Genomic DNA, 17,812 nt, shown 5'->3' with positions numbered 1-17,812 from the left:
CTATTGTCAGTCGACATGAAGTTGCCTTCGCTCTCCCGAGGGCGCAGCTCAGAACCGGCCCCCGCACCCGCAAGAGGCCTCGGCCTCGACGAACACGAGGAACTGTCCCGGGCTGCCCAACGACAGGCCGACAAATGGCTGATCTCGGGCAGCCTGCTGATCGGAACCGCGATCCTCGGGATCTTCGGCCTGCCACTGTTCCTGCGCGGCGTCTACCTGCTCCGCAAGGCCCACCGGGACGGTCTGTCGGTACGGCCGATGCTGGTGACCCTGATCGGCTATTGCGTGATCGTCGACGCCGCGATCAACACAGTGGGTTGGGCGCTGGACGTCCTGGCCAATCACAGCCTGTTGGCGCGGATTCTGCTCAACGGCTGGGGCAACATGTTCGATGCCGGATACTTCTGGCACTACAACGAGATCTGGCTCGGCGGAGCAACCGCGTGGGGAGAGAAGCCTCTCGAACTCGCACTGATCCTGAGCGTGTTCACCATGCGCATCGCGGCCGGGATCGGATTCCTTCAGATGAAGCGCTGGGGTCACCAGTGGATGATCATCACCTGCTGGATGGGCGTGGTGATCTGGTGCGTCTACGTGCTCAACATGACGATCTACGCCGATATGCGGTACGCCGGCGTGGTGTTCCCCGTGGTCGGGTGGTGGATCTACGACATCTTCTACATCACGCCGTTCCTGGCCATCCCGTATCTGCACTCCGTGAACCGCGAGATCTTCACCGACTGATCGCGCACATTCGTTGACTTCAGTCAGTAACTGGTTTAGAAATGGTGCACCATGACGGCACACACCACACCCTCGGCGCAACCGCACGAACCCGCCGGCAAGGAGGACTGAGATGGACTGGGTCTGGGAGATCCTGAGGTATGTGGCCGCGTGGGGCGGCACCGGACTGGTGATCTGGTTCTGGTACTGGTTGTTCTCCAACCTCGGCACGTTCTAGGCATGTCCGAACCGTCCGACGCGTCCGCGATGGCGGTCGAGCGCAGTTGCGCCCTGACCGCTGTCGCGTTGAGCGAGCAGCGCCGCACCGGCGCCCGCCTGGTGACCGGCCAGAACCGCGGCTTCTCGCTCAGCGCGACGCTGGACACCGTCTACGTCCCCTACCCGATCCGCCACCCCGACTGGACCCGACGCACCCTGACCTGTGGCGTGGCGCTGCAGTGCGCGCCGTCGAAGGACATGGTGGCCGGCTACCGCCTCAACGAGCTCTCGACCCGCGAGATCCTCGCCCTGACCCATGTCGAGGCAGGGGTTGCGGCAGGGTGGGTCGCGCGGCACTGGCCCGGCCTGGTTCCCGAGATCAACCGCCTGCTTCCGGGTCTCGAGGTGATCACCGAGGAGCCGGACACCGAGGAGATGCTCGACCGGGCGATCGCGCTGGCGCGCACCGAGCGCTCGCTGCAGGTCGACCCGTTGATTGGCCGGTTACCGACGGCATACACCGCCCCTCAAGGTCTTTCGGACAAGCTCCGACGGACCTTCGGCAGACTGCCGTGGACATCCACGGAGAAGCGGCGTCCGCAGCCCCACTCCGTTCCCGTCGGGGGCGACGGCGGCGTCCGCAACCCCAACCTGCCCCCGCCGAGTCGGCCACAGGACAACGACGCCGACATCACCCCGGATCACCGGCCCGGCATTCCGTATCCGGAATGGAACGCCTGGACCCAGAGCTTTCTGCCCGACCACGTCGCAGTGCTCGAGCGGATGCACCGCGCCGAGAGCCGGCAGCCCGGCGCCGGCTCGGCCGAACTCCGCAAGTGGTTCGAGGAACACACCCACCGCGCGATGCGCAACCGGCTCGAGGACGGGTCCGACCTGGATGTAGAGCAGTACGTGAACCACTACATCGATCTGACCACCGGCGAAGCTCTCGAACCGCGGATCTTCCGTGACCTGTTGCCGACCAGCCGCGACGTCACCACCGCGCTGCTGCTCGACGGAAGTTCCAGCCTCGGGGTGCAGGGCGGCCGCATCTTCGCGCTCGAACTGGCGTGCGCCGACGCACTCTCGCAAGCGATGACCGCGGCGCGGGAACGCCACGGCATCTTCGTGTTCACCGGAAACACCCGACACCGGGTGGAGGTGAACTGCCTCAAGGGTTTCGAGGACCGCCGGTTCGTTCCGCCGGGCAAGCTGGGACTGCACACCGGCGGATACACGCGACTGGGCGCGCCGCTGCGTCATCTGACCAGCCGTCTACTCGATCAGCCCTCGGAGCGACGACTACTCATCGTCATCGGCGACGGCATGATCTCCGACGAAGGGTACGAGGGCCGCTATGCCTGGGCCGACGCGGCGCACGCCGTCGAGGAAGCCAATGACGCCGGTGTCTCCATGTACTACGTCGGCGTCGGCCCCGCCCGGGTCGACCCGTTACCAGAGGTCTTCGGACCCCGCAGGTCCCAGCGCATCCGCCGCATCGACGAACTCCCCCGCGTCCTTGCCCATGTCCACCGCGAACTCGTCGCCGCGTGAGCCGACACCAGGAAGGAACCATGACCGGTCGATCATCGCCATCAGGCGACACGTACTACGCCAACGGCACGGAGGTCCAGCTCTTCGAGCAGGCCTATCGCCAACGTCTGCCGGTGATGCTCACCGGACCGACCGGCTGTGGCAAGACCCGCCTGGTCGAGCACATGGGTGTGCTGCTGGGTAGACCCGTCGTCACCATCAGCTGCCACGACGACCTCACCAGCTCTGACCTGGTGGGCCGATTCATGGTCACCGGCGGGGACGTGGTGTGGACCGACGGCCCACTGACGCGCGCGGTGAAGGCCGGCGCCATCTGCTACCTCGACGAGGTAGTCGAGGCCCGCCACGACTCGCTGGCCATCCTGCACTCGCTCACCGACCATCGGCGCGCCCTCTACCTCGACCGCGCCGGCGAAGTCGTCGAAGCACCAGAGACTTTCATGTTGGTGTGCTCCTACAACCCGGCCTACCGCAGCTCACTCAAGGAGCTCAAGCCGTCCTTCCGGCAGCGCTTCGTCACACTCCCGATGCAGTATCTGCCGCCCGACCGGGAGGCCGAGGTCATCGTCGCCGAAACCGGCGTCGATCCGGCGTCGGCGCAGCGGCTTGTACGCTGCGCCACCGCCATCCGCACCGCCGACGAAGTGTTCCATTTCGAGCCGCCGTCGACACGGGTGCTCGTCACCGCAGCGCACCTGATCGCGGCCGGCGCGACCGAGTTGGCGGCCGCAGAGGCATGCATTCTGGCGCCGCTGTCCAGCGACGGCGCCATCACCGAAGGTCTGCGGGAAATCGCGGCCGCCAGCCTGGCCGACGCCGACAGCGGCTCGACACTCTAGAAGAGGGGAACACCATGGTGGATCAACAGGAGCGCAATCGTAAGAAGGCGCTCATCATCGTCCAGATCGTCATCTACGGATTCCTGCTGTCGATGTTCCTCATCCAGCTTTACATGTCCTTTGCCCGCGGGTGGTGGGACCTGTGAAAGTCCCGTCGCTGAAACGTGATTCAGCCCCTAAACCGCCTGCGGCGACAGGCGGCGACTCGCTGAGTCTCGAGGAGCATCACGAACAGTCCCGGTTGGCCCAGCGCCGCGCCGACAAGTGGATGATCGTCGGGGCAGCCCTGATGGGGATGTGGGCGCCCGGCCTGATCGGATTCCCGATTTTCATGCGCGGCGTGTGGCTTCAGCGCCAGGCACAACTCGCAGGCATGTCGGTGCGCCCCATGATCGTCACGTTGATCGGCTACCTGGTCCTCATCGACGGCATGCTCAACAGCCTCGGTTGGGCACTGGACATGATCGGCAACCACACGCTGATCAACCGCGTCCTGATGATCGGCTGGGGCAACATGTTCGACGCCGGTTACTTCTGGCACTACAACGAAATGTGGATCGGCGGCGCCAGCGCACCCGGCGAGAAGGCCTATGTCATCGGCTTGATCCTCACGGTCTTCTCCATGCGAGTGGCTGCGGCCATCGGTTTCCTGCAGATGAAGCGCTGGGGCCACCAGTGGATGATCATCACCTGCTGGATGGGCATCGTCATCTGGTGCGCCTACGTGCTCAACATGACCATGTACGCCGACGTGCGCTACGCCGGTGTGGTCTTCCCGGTCATCGGGTGGTGGATCTACGACATCTTCTACATCACCCCGTTCCTCGCGATCCCGTACCTACACACGGTGAACCGCGAAATATTCACCGACTGAACCGATCTCGCGACAGCACCAGGAGGACCCTGTGACCACTCCGCAACCCACCGAAGAGAAGGCCGAGGACCTGCCCCCGGGCACCACCCCGTACTACGCCCGGATGCACCGCTACATCAAGCGGGCAGTGCTGGTGTGCCTGATCGCACTGGTCATCGAGGGGGCGTTCACCCTGCCGTTCATGGCTGTGTACTACGGGTATCCCACACTGAGCTTCACCGAGATCTGCAGCGAGTTGCTCAAGGTGCGCTACTCCGACGACGAGCTCGAATGCAAGGTGCCCTACCCGCCGCTCGGGCCGCCCGAGGGCGCCGAGGGCAAGGACACCGCGCAGGACGAGTGGGGCGTGCAACCGATCCCGAAGTACAACCGACTCGGGTTCCGCGAGCTGGTGCGCATCCACGAGGAACGCGAGGCTCGCCAGGCCGCCGAACAGGAGGGAATGCCGGCGCCATGACCTACCGGGTCGTGCAGTGGACCACCGGCAACGTCGGCAAGAAGTCCGTGCACGCCGTCACGGCCAACTCGCAGCTCGAGCTGGTGGGTTGTTACGCCTGGTCCAGCGACAAGGCCGGCATCGACGTCGGCGATCTCTGCGGCATCGCGCCGATCGGCGTACAGGCCACCGGCGACGTCGAGGCGCTGCTGGCGCTGCAACCCGACTGCATCGTGTACAACCCGATGTTCGCCGACGTCGACGACCTGGTCCGCATCCTGGGTCGCGGCATCAACGTCGTCACCACATCGGAGTTCATCAACGGCTTCGGCATGGGGGCGGACCGGGACCGCATTCTCGAGGCGTGCGCGCGTGGCGGCGCGACCATCTTCGGCAGCGGCATCAACCCCGGGTTCATCCAGTTGTTCGCGATCGTCAGCGCCGGAATCTCCGATCGGGTCGACCGTATCGCCATCGTCGAGTCGTTCGACACCACCATCTACAACTCCCCGGCCACCGAAATCCCGATGGGCTTCGGCTATCCGATCGACCACCCCGATCTGCAGGCCGTGACCGAGAAGGGATCGGCGATCTTTCGGGAGGCGGTGCTCCTGGTGGCCGACGCGCTGGGCGTCGAGCTCGACGAGGTGCGGTGCGTCGCCGACTACGCGCAGACCACCGAAGATCTGTCCCTGCCCGGCGACTGGACGATCAACCGCGGCTGTGTGGCCGGGATCGACGTCCGGTGGCAGGGATTCGTCGGCGACAGGGACGTCATCGAGATCCGCGGGGTGTGGACCAAGGGCCAGACGCTGGACCCCCGCTGGGAGACCACGTTCGGGTACACGATCACCGTCGAGGGGCGCCCGACGATCAAGTCCACCTTGAGCTTCGAGCCGCCGGCGGACTTCGTCGCCGAATCGATCGACGATTTCATCATGCTCGGACTGACCATCACGGCCATGCCCGCGATCACCGCGATACCCGCTGTCGTGGCCGCTGCGCCGGGCATCGCGACCTACACCGACCTTCCGCTGCTGCTCCCGCGCGGCGTTGTGACCACACGTTGACAAAGGAGTCGGCATGCGTCCCAGAACCTATCGCGTCATCCAGTGGATGACCGGCGACGTCGGTCAGGCAGGCCTGCGCCACTTCATCGACAACCCCGTCTACGACCTCGTCGCCGTCCTGGTCCACAACAAGGACAAAGTCGGCAGGGACGCCGGCGAACTCGCCGGCGTCGCGCCGGTGGGGCTGGCTGCCACCGACGACATCGAAGCGGTCATCGCCACCGACGCCGACTGTGTGTTCTACACCCCGGTGATCATGGACGTCGACACCGTGTGCCGGCTGCTGCAATCGGGCAAGAACGTCGTCACCACGAGCGGGCCCTACCATCCCACCGAGCAGTTCCGTGACGCCGGCGACCGGATCCGCGCCGCGTGCGAGGCCGGTCGGGCCTCGTTCCACGCCGGCGGGATCCACCCCGGCTATGCAGGTGATCTCCTGCCCCTCACCCTGGCGCGGGTGGCCAGCAGGGTCGACAAGATCGAACTGTTCGAAGTCGTCAACGTGCTGACCGACGCCCCGCTGGACCACATCGATTGGATGGGGTTCGGCAAGGACAAGGATGCGTTCGTGTCCGAACCCACGCTGTTGGGCCTCGGCGTTCCGTTCTTCGCGCAGTCGATGCACATGATCGCCGACGGCCTCGGCGTGACCATCGACGACGTCACCGCCGCCGATGTGCGGGCCGCGACAGCCACGACCGACATCCCCCATCCCGACGGCGTGCTACCGCGGGGAACCGTTGCGGCACAACACCATGAGTGGACGGCATGGGTGGACGGACAGCCGCTGATCGTGTACCACGCGATCTATCTCGTCGGCCGGGGCGAACAGCTGGATCCGCCGTGGGATTGGGGCACCACCCGTTACCGGCTGATCCTGCACGGTGATCCACCCACCGAGCTGACGCTGCAGGGTCTCGAGAATCCCGACGGGTCCATGGTGCACCCCGGGTACACCTGGACCGCGATGGGCGCGGTCAACGCGATCCCCGATGTCTGCGACGCCCCGCCGGGCTGGCTCACCCACCTCGACCTCGGACTGGTACAGCCGCGCGGATTGGTGCGACGGTGACTGCCGGGGACGGCGCTCCGCGACTGCACCACGTCGTGTTCGCGGTGGCGGCCGATCGCCGAGCCGCGCTGGTGCAGATGTTCACCGATCTCGGATTCCAGTTCGACGCAGCAGAACTCACCGAGCTGGGGGTCCACGTCGAACTCGACTGGCAGCGCGGAATCGAGCTCATCAGCCCGCTGAGCGGGTCGACTGCCGGCGTCGCGGAATCGGTGAACGGGTTCCTGGACCGGCACGGCGACGGGGTGTACACCGTGGTGGTGCAGGTCCCCGATGGCGGCGACGCGCAGACCGTGGCGGATCGTTACGGCGCGGTCACCCGATTTCGTCAGAGCTTCTCCGGCGACGGGTCCTACCTCGACGAGACCGACCTGTCGGTGCTCGGCCTTCCGCTGACCTTCCTGGCCACCAACCTCTCATGACCGGCGCACTCGACCTTCCCCAGGTCAGCTACGAAGACCTGCCCATGGCACAGGACCGAGGCGCAGGCTGGACCAAACTGCGCGACCTCGGCCCGGTGCTGCACAGCGGCGACGGCTGGTACTACTTCACCCGCCGCGACGATGTGCTGGCCGCACTGCGCAATCCGCAGGTGTACTCATCGCGGACCTCCTACGACGACATGATCAGTCCGGTTCCGTTGGTGCCCCTGGGTTTCGACCCGCCCGAGCACACCCGCTACCGCAGGATCCTGCACCACTACTTCAGCCCGCAGACGCTGACCGCATTGCTGCCGTCGCTGCAGGCGCAGGCGATCGACATCATCGCGCCGATCGCCGAACGCGCGGAGTGCGAGGTGATGGCCGACCTGGCCACCCCCTACCCGTCCCAGGTCTTCCTGACGCTGTTCGGGTTGCCCCTGGAGGACCGCGATCGGCTCGTGGCCTGGAAGGACGCGATCATCGCGGTCAGCCTGGCCACCGATCCCGAGAGCGTGGACCTCACCCCCGCCGCCGAACTGTTCGGTTATCTGACCGAAGCCGTTGCCGACCAGCGGAAGTCACCCCGGGACGGCATCCTGTCCGACCTCCTGCACCGTGAGGAGCCGCTGACCGACGCCGAGGCGACGGGGCTGTCCCTGGTGTTCGTGCTGGCCGGTCTGGACACCGTGACCGCGACGATCGGCATGGCGCTGCTCGAACTCGCCCGTCGCCCCGATCTCCGGATCCACCTGCGCGACAACCCCGACGCGGTGGCCGGTTTCGTCGAGGAGATCATCCGATTGGAGCCTGCCGCACCCATTCTCGGGCGCGTCACCACCGAACCCGTCACCGTCGCCGGTGTCGAACTACCGGCCGGAGCTCAGATCCGCCTGCCGCTGGGGGCGATCAACCGTGACGGCAGCGACCGGGACTCGACAGACGAGCTGATCATCGACGGCCGTGTCCACAAGCACTGGGGGTTCGGCGGTGGACCACATCGTTGCCTCGGCGCGCACCTCGCGCGCATGGAAGTCAAGCTCGTGGTCTCCGAATGGCTCGCTCGCGTACCGGATTTCGAGCTCGCCGCGGGCTACGTCCCGGAAATCACCTGGCCGTCGGCGACGTGTGCGTTGCCGCAGCTTCCGCTGCGGATCCTCGGTGCGCGATGATCGCCAGTGCCGCGGTGAGCATCTTCGACGCAGGTCTGCCCACGCTGAGCTACGACCTGACCGCGACGCCACAGCAGATCCATCCCCAGTTCCGTGCCGCACAGCAACACGCACCGGTGGCGCTGGGGCCGATCGGCCCGGAGATCCTGTCTTATGACTTGGCCCGCACGGTGCTGCGTGACCCGCGGTTCGTGATTCCGCCGGGAATTCACCTGTCGGCGCACGGCATCACGTCAGGACCGTTGTGGGACAGGGTCACCCACAGCATCCTCAACATGGAGGGCGACCAGCACCGGCGGCTGCGCGGTCTGGTGTCACGGGCCTTCACGCCGCGCGCAACGGCGCGCATGCACGACACCATCCACGCCGTGATCAACGAACTGATCGACGACGCCACGACGTCGTCGCGGTGTGAGTTCGTCTCCGACATCGCCCGCCCCTACCCGATTCCGATCATCTGCGCACTCCTGGGCGCACCCCGTCAGGACTGGCAGCAGTTTTCCCGTTGGGCCGACGACATCTTCAAGATCGTGAGCTTCGACTGCGACCTCGCCGCCGAAGAACCCGCGGTGCTGACAGCCTGGGACGCGTTCGACGATTACATCGACGAGATGATCGCCGACCGCAGACGGCGACTGACCGACGACTTGCTGTCCGAATTGATCCGCATCGAAGACAGCGGTGACCGCCTCGACGCCGCCGAGGTACGCATGCTCGCGTTCAGCATCCTGGTCGCCGGAACCGACACCACGCGAAGCCAACTCGCGGCGTCGATGCAGGTTCTCTGCGAACACCCCGAGCAATGGGCTCTACTGCGGGATCGGCCGGAGCTGGCGAGGCCGGCTGTCGAGGAGACCATGCGGCACTCCCCGTCGATGTGCAGCACCGTGCGGAGCGCCTCAGAGGACGTCACGCTGGAGGGGTACACCTTCCCGGCCGGGACATTCCTGGTCGTCAACACCTACGCCGCCAACCGGGACGCCACCGTCTACGCCGAGCCCGAGCGATTCGACATCACCCGTGACGATCCGCCGCCGATCCTGACCTTCGGCGGTGGGGTGCACTACTGTCTTGGCGCAAACCTGGCCCGCCTCGAACTCAGTGAGGCCTTGAAGGTGCTGTCCCGCCGCATGCCCGAAGCCCGCTGCGTCGGCGAAGTGCCATGGAAACCGCTGTTGGGTCTCAGCGGTCCGATCAGCATGCCGATGGAGGTCGCGTGATGGGTTATCGAATCGACCCCGAGGTCCTCCACGGTGTGGCGAAACGTGCCGCAGGGCTGTCCGCCGACACCGACGAAGTCGTCCGCACCGCCGTGGAGCTGCTGGCCGACGAGTACCCGCACCTCATCGATGCCACGCCCGGCCGCTGGGTCGGCAGCAAGGCCGGCGGAATCCTCGGCAAAGTGCGGTTCCTGTACTTCAGCGCCCGGGAATACATCGTGATCTTCGGCTCGCCCACGGGTACGCAGGGGTTCTCCGGACGCTACAAGCACGTCGACGTCCACAAGTTCCTGCTGGCCGGCCGGATCGACTCCTACGATGTGGAATCCGACGACACCAGCGCGTTGCCGCCGCTGCTGCCGGGCGAACGTACGTGCCTGGAGCGGGGACGCGCCCGCGGGCTGACGATTCATCCCGGGTCCTGGCACATCGAGTACGGCCGCGGAGCGGTCGTCACCACGCTGCCGTTCGCGATGGTAGACACGTTGGTGGTATCGCTGGAACTCGAATCAGTGCGCCGGTCGACCGCGGAGTTCACCAGTCTGGTCCGCCGCCGGCTCCGCCGCTGACGAAGGGAAGGTCCTCATGCGTGTCGTCATCGCCGGCGGCCACGGCAAGATCGCGTTGCTGACCGAACGACTCCTGTCCGAACGCGGTGATTCGGTGGCCGGCTTCATCCGCAACCCCGATCACGCCGCAGACCTGGAAGCGGCCGGCGCCGAGCCGATCGTCGTCGATCTGGAGAACTCCGACGTCGATACGGTGGCGACACACCTGCGGGGCGCCGACGCGGTGATCTTCGCCGCGGGGGCGGGTCCCGGCAGCGGGGCGGCCCGCAAGCAGACCGTCGACCGCGACGCAGCGATCCTACTGGCCGACGCCGCCGAAGCCGCCGGGGTACGGCGTTACCTGATGATCTCCTCCATGGGCGCCGACGCCCAGGTCCCCGATGACGTTGCCGACGAGGTGTTCGTCGCCTACCTGCGGGCCAAGGGTGCCGCGGACGACGACATCCGTTCGCGCGCCGGGCTTTCCGCGACGATCATCCGGCCGGGCGCGCTGACCGATGAGCCCGGCACCGGGCGGGTGCGCGTTGCCGCACACACCGGGCGCGGCAGCATTCCGCGCGCCGACGTCGCGGCCGTACTCGTCGCCGCGCTCGACGCGCCGCAAACCGGCGGCCACACGTTCGAGCTGATCGAAGGTGAGACCCCGATCGACGAGGCGCTCAGCGACCTCGGATGACCCGAAGGTCGACCGGGAGGCCGTCCGCCGGTGTGGGCCCGGTCCCCCACGTCATCCGTGGGTGGTAGTCAGCGGGCACACGCCATTCGAACTGCCGCAACAGTCGATGCATGATCGTCTTGACGCTCATGTCCGCGAACTGCTGCCCGATGCATTTGTGCACGCCGCCGCCGAACGGCGCGAACGCATATCGGTGGATGACCGATGCGTCCGCGCCCCCGGTGAACCGGCCGGGGTCGAACAGGTCCGGGTTCGGCCACCAGTCGGCCAACCGCATCGAGGCGTACACGTTGACCGCCACCTGCGTCTTGCGCGGGATGAAGTGCCCGGCGACCTCGGTGTCTTTCACCGTCTGCCGGAACAACGTTCCCGCAGGCGCGTACATCCGCAAGATCTCCTTGAACGCCGCGTCGAGGAGCGGGTAGCCATCCAGGCCGGCCAGGGTCTGGGTATCGACCGGGTTCTGCAGTGCCTCGTCGCGCAGCGCGTCCTGCCAGGTCCGGTGCCGACCGAGTTCGTAGACGAGCATCGACAACGCGATGGCGCTGGTGTCGTGCGCGGCCATCAAGAGGAAGATCATGTGGTTGACGATGTCGTCGTCGCTGAAGCCGGCGCCGTCATCGCTGCGGCTGCGGCACAGCATCGAGAACAGATCGGTGCCGTCACCGGCACGCCGCGCCGGGAGTTGTGCGGCGAAATACCGTTCCAGGCGTTCGCGCGCGCGAAGTCCGCGCGCCCAGATTCCGCCGGGAACGTCGGCGCGGATGATCGCCTGCCCGCCGCACACGGTGTCGTGGAAGTCGGCCGAGAGTTGCTCGGACTCGTCGCCCAGGGTGGCGCCGACGAAGACTTCGGCGGCCAGGTCGAGCAACAGCTTCTTGACCGCCGGGTAGAACGGGAAGCGTTGCGCCGGAGACCAATTGGTGACGGCGCGCTCGATGCCCGGGCGCATCAGCTCGAGGTAGCCTTCAAGTGCGCTGCGGGTGAAGGCGTGCTGCATGATGCGGCGGTGGTCGCGATGCTCTTCGAAGTCCAGCAGCATGATGCCGCGGTGGAAGAACGGTCCGATGACCGGCGCCCAGCCGCGTTCACTGGAGAAGGCCTTGTCCTTGTTGATCCACACCGTTTCCAGCGCTTCGGGCCCCATCGCCGACACCACGCGGAATCCGACTCCACCGGCCCACCACACCGGGCCGTAGCGTTCGTAACGCTCGCGGGCGAACGCGAGCGGATCTACCAGGGTGCTCACGATGTGGCCCAGCACCGGAAAGCCGTAATTACCCAGCACCGGCTTGAGACCCGAATCCGCGGGCGGTCGCGCAAGTGGGCGCTCTCGGCTCGGGTAGCGCTCGGTGACAGACGCTGCCAGCGCCTGTACCCGCGCCTTGGCGGCGGCCCCAACCGTCCGGTCGATCCGCTCGAAAGTCGTCACCGCATCCTCCTCGAGCCGTCTGGTACGAAACCGTGCCAGAATTACGGGATGGGTGTCAAGAGTCGGCCGTCATGGTGCGACGATGGTCCGATGCCCCAGCCCACGCCCCGCAGCTACGGCGGCCGGTCCGCCGAGCAGCGGCGCACCGAGCGCAGGGCCAGATTGATCGACGCCGCACTGGACGTGATGTCGGCCAACCAATGGCGGGCGGTCTCGGTCGACAAGCTGTGCGCCACAGCGGGACTCAACAAGCGGTACTTCTATGAGAGCTTCACCGACCTCGACGCCGTCGCGACCGCCGCGGTCGACGACATCGCCGCCGAGGTCAGCGCGGCGACGCTGTCAGCAGCCGCCGCGGCCGTCGACGAGCCACTCGACCGACAGGCCGCCGCAGCCGTCGGCGCCGTGGTGCAGCACCTGGTGACCGACCCGCGGCGCGCCCGCGTCCTGCTCGGCGGCGTGGCGGCGTCGCCGGCCCTGCACCACCACCGCGAAGCCGTGATGCGCGGACTGACCGCGGTGCTCGTCGCCAACGCGCGCACCGTGCACGGGGTCGAGTTGGAGAAGGATCCGCTGGCCGAGGTCGCGCCCGCGTTCGTCATCGGCGGGACCGCCGATGCGATCCTGGCCTATGTCGACGGCCGCGCGAAGGTCACCGTCGAACAGCTCGTGGACAGCCTCACCACTCTGTGGCTGATCACCGGAAACGGGGCGGCTGACGTCGCGCGGGCGCGACTAGAAAGCTGACGTCGCGCGGGCGCGACTGGAGCCGTCGGTCAGGACGGCGCGAAAACGGCCTTGAATCGGTTCAGCGATTCCTGGATGTCGCCCTTGAGCGCACCGGCGACGACCATGCCGATGGGCCCGAACAGCGCCGGACCGCCCAGGTGCACGTCGAACGTCACCGTGGAGCCGGTGGGGTCCTGTGCAGCGCGCTTGATCTTGCCCATCAGCTTGACCTTGACGCCGCCTTTGCCGTCACCGTTGAGCGTCATGGACTCCGGCGGCTTGTAGTGCACGATCTTCCAGTGGATCCGGTTGGGCATGCCCTTGACCTCGACGATCGAGTCGAGCTCGGTGCCCTTCTCGATGACCTCGGGCAACTTGGACCGCCATACCCGGTGGATGGACAGCCACTCCTTGTAGCGGGACAGATCCGACGCGCACTCCCAGGCTTTCTCCGGCGGCAGCGGAACATCGACCGAGACCGACAGTTTGGCCATCGCGTTACGAGACCGGTGGGTCGGCCGGCCGCTGCTGGTGCGGCGGTTGTGGAGGTTGCGCCGGGGGCTGTTGCGCGGTGCCCGGCCCGGCCGGATTGTTCTTGTCGACGTAGTTGCGCGCGGCGTTCTGCGCCTTGTCGACGTGTTGCGCGTACTTACCCCGGGTTTTCTGGTCGAAGAGGTCGCCGGCCTTGTCGATCGCACTGCTGGCTTTGTCGGGATTCTTCGACACCCAGTTCTTCAGTTTGTCCAGGAACGACATGTTCGCGAGCCTACCGCTCACGCCACAACCGGCGACGTTCTCCCAGGACTGCGCCCTGCAGCCACCAGATCACCTCGATCGCCAGCGCGCCGACCAGACCGACACCCAGCGCCATGGCCGTCAGCTGCACGTTCGACGTGTCCAGGATGAAAAGCTCGCGGGCCGGCGGGATCGAGAAGATCACCACGTAGGCCAACGCGGACATCGCGACCAGGGCGACCCGCCACCACTCGTAGGGGCGAGCCACGCACGCCAGCACCCACACCGCCGCCACCAGCAGGGTGATCAGCGCCGCGGTCGAGGCCTGGGTTTGCTCCAGTTCCGACGCGTCGCGCCCCTGGTACGCAAGCAGGTACGAGACGAACGTCGCGACCCCGACGACCAGTCCCGACGGCAACGCCGCGGTCATCACGCGGCGGACGAACCCCGGTTGGGCGCGCTCGCTGTTCGGCGCCAGCGACAGGATGAACGCCGGAATCCCGATGGTGAACCAGGCGGCGATGGTGACGTGAATCGGTTGGAAGGGAAACAGCAACGGGTCGGTGCCGAACATCTCCGAGGCCAGACCCCCCAGCCCTACCAGCACCGCCAGCAACACGGAATAGACCGTTTTGGTCAGGAACAGATTGGAGACGCGTTCGATGTTGCCGATCACCCGCCGGCCTTCACCGACGACGTACGGCAAGGTCGCGAACTTGTTGTCCAGCAGCACAATCTGAGCCACTGCCCGCGACGCCGAGCTGCCCGAGCCCATCGCGACGCCGATGTCGGCGTCCTTGAGTGCCAGCACGTCGTTGACGCCGTCGCCGGTCATGGCCACGGTGTGACCGCGCGACTGCAGGGCGTGCACCATCGCCCGCTTCTGGTCGGGCCGCACCCGCCCGAACGTCGTGCACTCCTCCACGGTCTCGGCGAGAGCGTCGGGCTGCTCGGGAAGGTTGCGCGCGTCCATCGCCTCACCCTGCAGACCCAACGAGCCCGCCACCGCGCTGACCGACACGGCGTTGTCGCCGGAGATGACCTTGATCGAGACCTTTTGCGACGCGAAGTAGTCGAGCGTGTCGCGGGCGTCCGGACGCACACGTTGTTCGAGCACGACGAGCGCTCGGGGTGTGACGGTCCCGGGGGCGACGGGATCGTCGACTGCGACGTCGCTGGACCCCAGCAGCAGCACCCGCATCCCGGTCGCGCCGATCTGTTCGGCGGTCGCGGCCATCGGCGAATCGGGATCGAGCAGCACGTCCGGCGCGCCCATCACCCAGTTGCCGTGCCCCGCATACGACGCACCGCTCCATTTGGTCGCGGACTTGAACGGTGCGGTGGCGGTACAGACCCAGCCGGGCGGGGCCGGGTACGCCTCGGCGATGGCCGCCATGCTGGCGTTGGGACGCGGATCGTCGGCGGCCAGTTGAGCCAGCGCATCGGCAACGGCGCCGACGTCGGCTCCTTCGTCGGCGGCGCGCAGGTCGCAGACCCGCATGCCGTTCTCGGTCAGCGTCCCCGTCTTGTCGGCGCAGACCACATCGACGCGGGCCAGGCCCTCGATCGCGGGCAGTTCGTTGACCAGGCACTGGCGTCGGCCGAGCCGAATCACCCCGACCGCGAACGCGATCGACGTCATCAGCACCAGGCCCTCGGGCACCATCGGCACGAGCGCGCCGACCATCCGCAGCACCGACGCGCTCCATCCGGCGCCGGTGGTGAACAACTGGGTGTAGATGATGAGCAACCCGGCAGGCACCAACAGGTACGTGATGAACTGAAGGATCTTGTTGATCCCGCTGCGCAGTTCGGATTTGACCAGGGTGAACTTGCTGGCTTCCTCGGCGAGCTTGGCGGCGTAGGCCTCCCGTCCGACCTTCGTCGCGCGGTAGGCGCCGGTGCCGGCGACGACGAAGCTGCCCGACATCACCACATCGCCCGCGTCTTTCGCGATCGGATCGGCTTCACCGGTCAGCAGCGATTCGTCGACTTCGAGGTTGGCCTCCTCGAGGATCTCGCCGTCGACGACGATCTGGTCACCGGGGCCGAGTTCGATCACGTCGTCGAGGACGACCTCGCTGGGCAGCAGCCGTCGGGAGCTCGGTCCCGACGATCCGAGCCGACGCACCAGCGGTTTCGCCTGCCCGACGATGGCCAGCTTGTCCAGGGTGTTCTTGGCGCGCAGCTCCTGAATGATGCCGATCGCGCTGTTGGCGATGATCAGCAGGCCGAACGCGCCGTTGATGATCGAGCCGGTCGACAGCACGATCACGAACAGCACACCGAGGATCGCGTTGATTCGCGTGAACACGTTGCCGCGGATGATCTCCGAGACGCTGCGAGCGGCGCGGGCGGGGACGTCGTTGGTGCGGCCGGCGGCGACACGCTCGGCCACCTCGGCTTCGGAGAGGCCAACGACGAGTGAGGTACTCATCGAGTGAAGGTCCCTTTTCCATCCTGGTCGAAGTATTCGAGGGTCAGCCAGTCGCCGTCGAAGCTCGCCTTGGAGAGGCTGCCCGGCGGGGCGTTTTCGCTGACGAACGAGAAGGTGAACACGTCACCGTCCCAGTGCTTCAGAGGGACAACGAATTTCGGGCCGAGCGCCAGCTCCAGGCCGGCGTCGGTCTGCAGCACCCGCGCCGGCCCCCAGAACGAGTTGCTGTACTGCCCCACATAGTCGGCCAGCGGTGCGGGCGGGGTGGGCTGGGCCGGCGGCCGGGCACCGACGAGCGAACCCACCGGCTTCTCCATCTCCGCGAACGCTCCGTGGTAGAGCTCCCACCAGTCTTCGCGGACCTCGCCGAACTGCACGAGGTCGGCGAACTGAGCGGTGAGCGTCTCCGGCACCCCCGATGGCGTGGCGTTGGTCAGCGCCACGATCGCGACGTCAGCGGACGGCAGCATGACGAAGTTGGCGCCGGCGCCGAGTTCGAATGCACCCGAGTGGCTGAGTTGCTGGCGCGCGGCGGCGGTCGTGCCCACGTTGAACCCGTAGCCGTAGAACCCTGATCGGGCCGCCGGGTCTGATGCGCGGTCCGACACGCTCTGCGGGGTCAGCGCGGGACGCAGCGCCGCGGGATCGATGAGCTGTCGGCCCTGATAAGTGCCGTCGGCCAGCATCATGGTCAGCCATCGGGAAAGGTCGTTGACCGAGCTGCTCACCCCGCCTGCGGGGGCTTCGGCTTGTGGGTCCCGCACATGGTCCGGGCGGTAAGCACCGTCGACGTGCAGATGCCCGAGGGCGCGGTTGGGCCGGACGACGAAGTCGTCGAACCGCGAACTCGTCGAGGACATCCCCAGCGGTTCGTAGAGCGTCTGCCGGCTGAGGTCCTCCCACGACCGGCCGGCAGCGGCGGCAACGGCCTCGGCCCCGGCGGTCAGCCCGAAGTTGGTGTAGGCATAGGACACCCGGAACGGGTCGAGCGGGTACTCGCGCAGCTTCTCCAACACCAGGCGCCGGTCGTAACCGAGATCCTCGAGCAGGTCGCCGGCATGATCGGGAAGCCCGGACCGGTGGGCATACATGTCGCCGACCGTCACCATGCGGGTGACAGCGCTGTCGGCCAGTGCGAACCAGGGCAGGTGCTCGACCAGCGGGGTGTCCCAGCTGATGCTGCCCTCACCGACCTGGTGGGCCACCACGGTGGCGCCCAACGGTTTCGACAGTGACGCGAGCTGGAAGACGGTGTCGGGGTCGACGCGGTTGCCAGGTTCGTCACCGAGTTGGGTGTTCTTGACGCCGAACCCCTTGCTGTAGACGGTTTCTCCGCCGTGTACCACGGCGACCGCCATCCCGGGCAGACCCGACTTCGTCATCAGCTCCTCGACCATGCCGTCGAGCCGGGATACCGCGTCGCGCACCGCGTTCTCCGGCAGCGGCATCGCCGGCACCAGCGGTGGAGGCAGCTTCTCGGCCGGGCCGGCCGACGGCGCCGCGCTGGTGGTCGGTCCGTCGGTTTCCGCCGGATCCTCGCGCTCGGTACTACAGCCGGCGAACAGCGTGACCAGCAGGACGAGTGCGGCCCAGCGGGTCGGGGCTTTCATGGTCAGCACCGTAACGCGCCGCGCAG

19 protein-coding genes are annotated in these 17,812 nt (G+C 67.0%); 14 read left to right on the top strand and 5 right to left on the bottom strand.

Annotation, left to right across the window (positions count from 1 at the left end; translation table 11 throughout):
* Positions 1-15: 15 nt before the first annotated feature.
* From ACQI46_RS07075 to ACQI46_RS07015, 13 genes are all read left to right on the top strand, one after another.
* Entirely contained in the window at positions 16-744 is a 729-nt protein-coding gene (locus tag ACQI46_RS07075; RefSeq protein ID WP_427093269.1) for a hypothetical protein, read from the top strand.
* 219 nt (positions 745-963) lie between these two features.
* Positions 964-2,496 carry a nitric oxide reductase activation protein NorD gene (locus ACQI46_RS07070; protein WP_427093268.1) on the top strand — a complete coding sequence of 511 codons (1,533 nt, stop codon included), beginning with the start codon at positions 964-966 and terminating at the stop codon, positions 2,494-2,496.
* 20 nt (positions 2,497-2,516) lie between these two features.
* Positions 2,517-3,335 carry a CbbQ/NirQ/NorQ/GpvN family protein gene (locus ACQI46_RS07065; RefSeq protein ID WP_427093267.1) on the top strand — a complete coding sequence of 273 codons (819 nt, stop codon included), beginning with the start codon at positions 2,517-2,519 and terminating at the stop codon, positions 3,333-3,335.
* Positions 3,336-3,349: 14 nt separating this feature from the next.
* Positions 3,350-3,481 (top strand): hypothetical protein, encoded by a 132-nt coding sequence (locus ACQI46_RS07060; RefSeq protein ID WP_427061750.1) that lies wholly within the window; start codon positions 3,350-3,352, stop codon positions 3,479-3,481.
* Positions 3,478-4,209, top strand: a complete 732-nt coding sequence (locus tag ACQI46_RS07055) for a hypothetical protein (RefSeq protein ID WP_427093266.1) — start codon at positions 3,478-3,480, stop codon at positions 4,207-4,209. The genes ACQI46_RS07060 and ACQI46_RS07055 overlap by 4 nt, the downstream gene beginning before the upstream one ends.
* Before the next feature lie 31 nt (positions 4,210-4,240).
* Complete coding sequence (locus tag ACQI46_RS07050) at positions 4,241-4,666, top strand: hypothetical protein (protein WP_427093265.1); 426 nt, start codon at positions 4,241-4,243, stop codon at positions 4,664-4,666.
* Positions 4,663-5,715: a dihydrodipicolinate reductase gene (locus ACQI46_RS07045; protein ID WP_427093264.1), complete on the top strand. Its 1,053-nt coding sequence runs from the start codon at positions 4,663-4,665 to the stop codon at positions 5,713-5,715. The genes ACQI46_RS07050 and ACQI46_RS07045 overlap by 4 nt, the downstream gene beginning before the upstream one ends.
* A 13-nt stretch (positions 5,716-5,728) precedes the next feature.
* Positions 5,729-6,787 (top strand): dihydrodipicolinate reductase, encoded by a 1,059-nt coding sequence (locus ACQI46_RS07040; RefSeq protein ID WP_427093263.1) that lies wholly within the window; start codon positions 5,729-5,731, stop codon positions 6,785-6,787.
* A 35-nt stretch (positions 6,788-6,822) separates the two neighbouring features.
* Positions 6,823-7,209, top strand: a complete 387-nt coding sequence (locus tag ACQI46_RS07035; protein ID WP_427093578.1) for a hypothetical protein — start codon at positions 6,823-6,825, stop codon at positions 7,207-7,209.
* Positions 7,206-8,378, top strand: coding sequence for a cytochrome P450 (locus ACQI46_RS07030; RefSeq protein ID WP_427093262.1), 1,173 nt, complete (start codon positions 7,206-7,208; stop codon positions 8,376-8,378). The genes ACQI46_RS07035 and ACQI46_RS07030 overlap by 4 nt, the downstream gene beginning before the upstream one ends.
* A complete protein-coding gene (locus ACQI46_RS07025) occupies positions 8,375-9,598 on the top strand; it encodes a cytochrome P450 (protein WP_427093261.1) in 1,224 nt (407 codons plus the stop codon). The genes ACQI46_RS07030 and ACQI46_RS07025 overlap by 4 nt, the downstream gene beginning before the upstream one ends.
* Complete coding sequence (locus ACQI46_RS07020) at positions 9,598-10,167, top strand: isomerase (protein ID WP_427093260.1); 570 nt, start codon at positions 9,598-9,600, stop codon at positions 10,165-10,167. Before ACQI46_RS07025 ends, ACQI46_RS07020 begins: the two co-directional genes overlap by 1 nt.
* A 16-nt stretch (positions 10,168-10,183) precedes the next feature.
* Entirely contained in the window at positions 10,184-10,843 is a 660-nt protein-coding gene (locus ACQI46_RS07015) for an NAD(P)-binding oxidoreductase (RefSeq protein WP_427093259.1), read from the top strand.
* Here ACQI46_RS07015 and ACQI46_RS07010 read toward each other — a convergent pair.
* Positions 10,827-12,275, bottom strand: coding sequence for a cytochrome P450 (locus ACQI46_RS07010; RefSeq protein WP_427093258.1), 1,449 nt, complete (start codon positions 12,273-12,275; stop codon positions 10,827-10,829). The two genes, ACQI46_RS07015 and ACQI46_RS07010, sit on opposite strands and share 17 nt — an antisense overlap.
* Positions 12,276-12,365: 90 nt before the next feature.
* Between ACQI46_RS07010 and ACQI46_RS07005 the strand changes: the two genes are divergently transcribed.
* Positions 12,366-13,022: a TetR/AcrR family transcriptional regulator gene (locus tag ACQI46_RS07005; protein ID WP_427093257.1), complete on the top strand. Its 657-nt coding sequence runs from the start codon at positions 12,366-12,368 to the stop codon at positions 13,020-13,022.
* A 29-nt stretch (positions 13,023-13,051) separates the two neighbouring features.
* Here the strand turns inward: ACQI46_RS07005 and ACQI46_RS07000 are convergent, their stop codons facing one another.
* Genes ACQI46_RS07000 through ACQI46_RS06985 form a run of 4 tightly spaced genes read right to left on the bottom strand, consistent with a single transcriptional unit; the run spans position 13,052 to position 17,786 of the window.
* The gene (locus ACQI46_RS07000) at positions 13,052-13,498 is read right to left on the bottom strand and encodes a type II toxin-antitoxin system Rv0910 family toxin (protein ID WP_427093256.1); all 447 of its coding nucleotides are present in this window, start codon (positions 13,496-13,498) and stop codon (positions 13,052-13,054) included.
* Positions 13,499-13,502: 4 nt separating this feature from the next.
* Positions 13,503-13,760 (bottom strand): antitoxin, encoded by a 258-nt coding sequence (locus tag ACQI46_RS06995; protein ID WP_427093255.1) that lies wholly within the window; start codon positions 13,758-13,760, stop codon positions 13,503-13,505.
* Between the two features lie 10 nt (positions 13,761-13,770).
* Positions 13,771-16,176 (bottom strand): HAD-IC family P-type ATPase, encoded by a 2,406-nt coding sequence (locus ACQI46_RS06990; protein WP_427093254.1) that lies wholly within the window; start codon positions 16,174-16,176, stop codon positions 13,771-13,773.
* Complete coding sequence (locus ACQI46_RS06985) at positions 16,173-17,786, bottom strand: serine hydrolase domain-containing protein (RefSeq protein WP_427093253.1); 1,614 nt, start codon at positions 17,784-17,786, stop codon at positions 16,173-16,175. Before ACQI46_RS06985 ends, ACQI46_RS06990 begins: the two co-directional genes overlap by 4 nt.
* Positions 17,787-17,812: the final 26 nt, after the last annotated feature.

This window comes from Mycobacterium sp. SMC-4 (assembly GCF_050205565.1).
Lineage (GTDB): Bacteria > Actinomycetota > Actinomycetes > Mycobacteriales > Mycobacteriaceae > Mycobacterium.
Note: the sequence above shows the minus strand (reverse complement) of the source record. Positions and strands in the feature narration are given on the sequence as shown.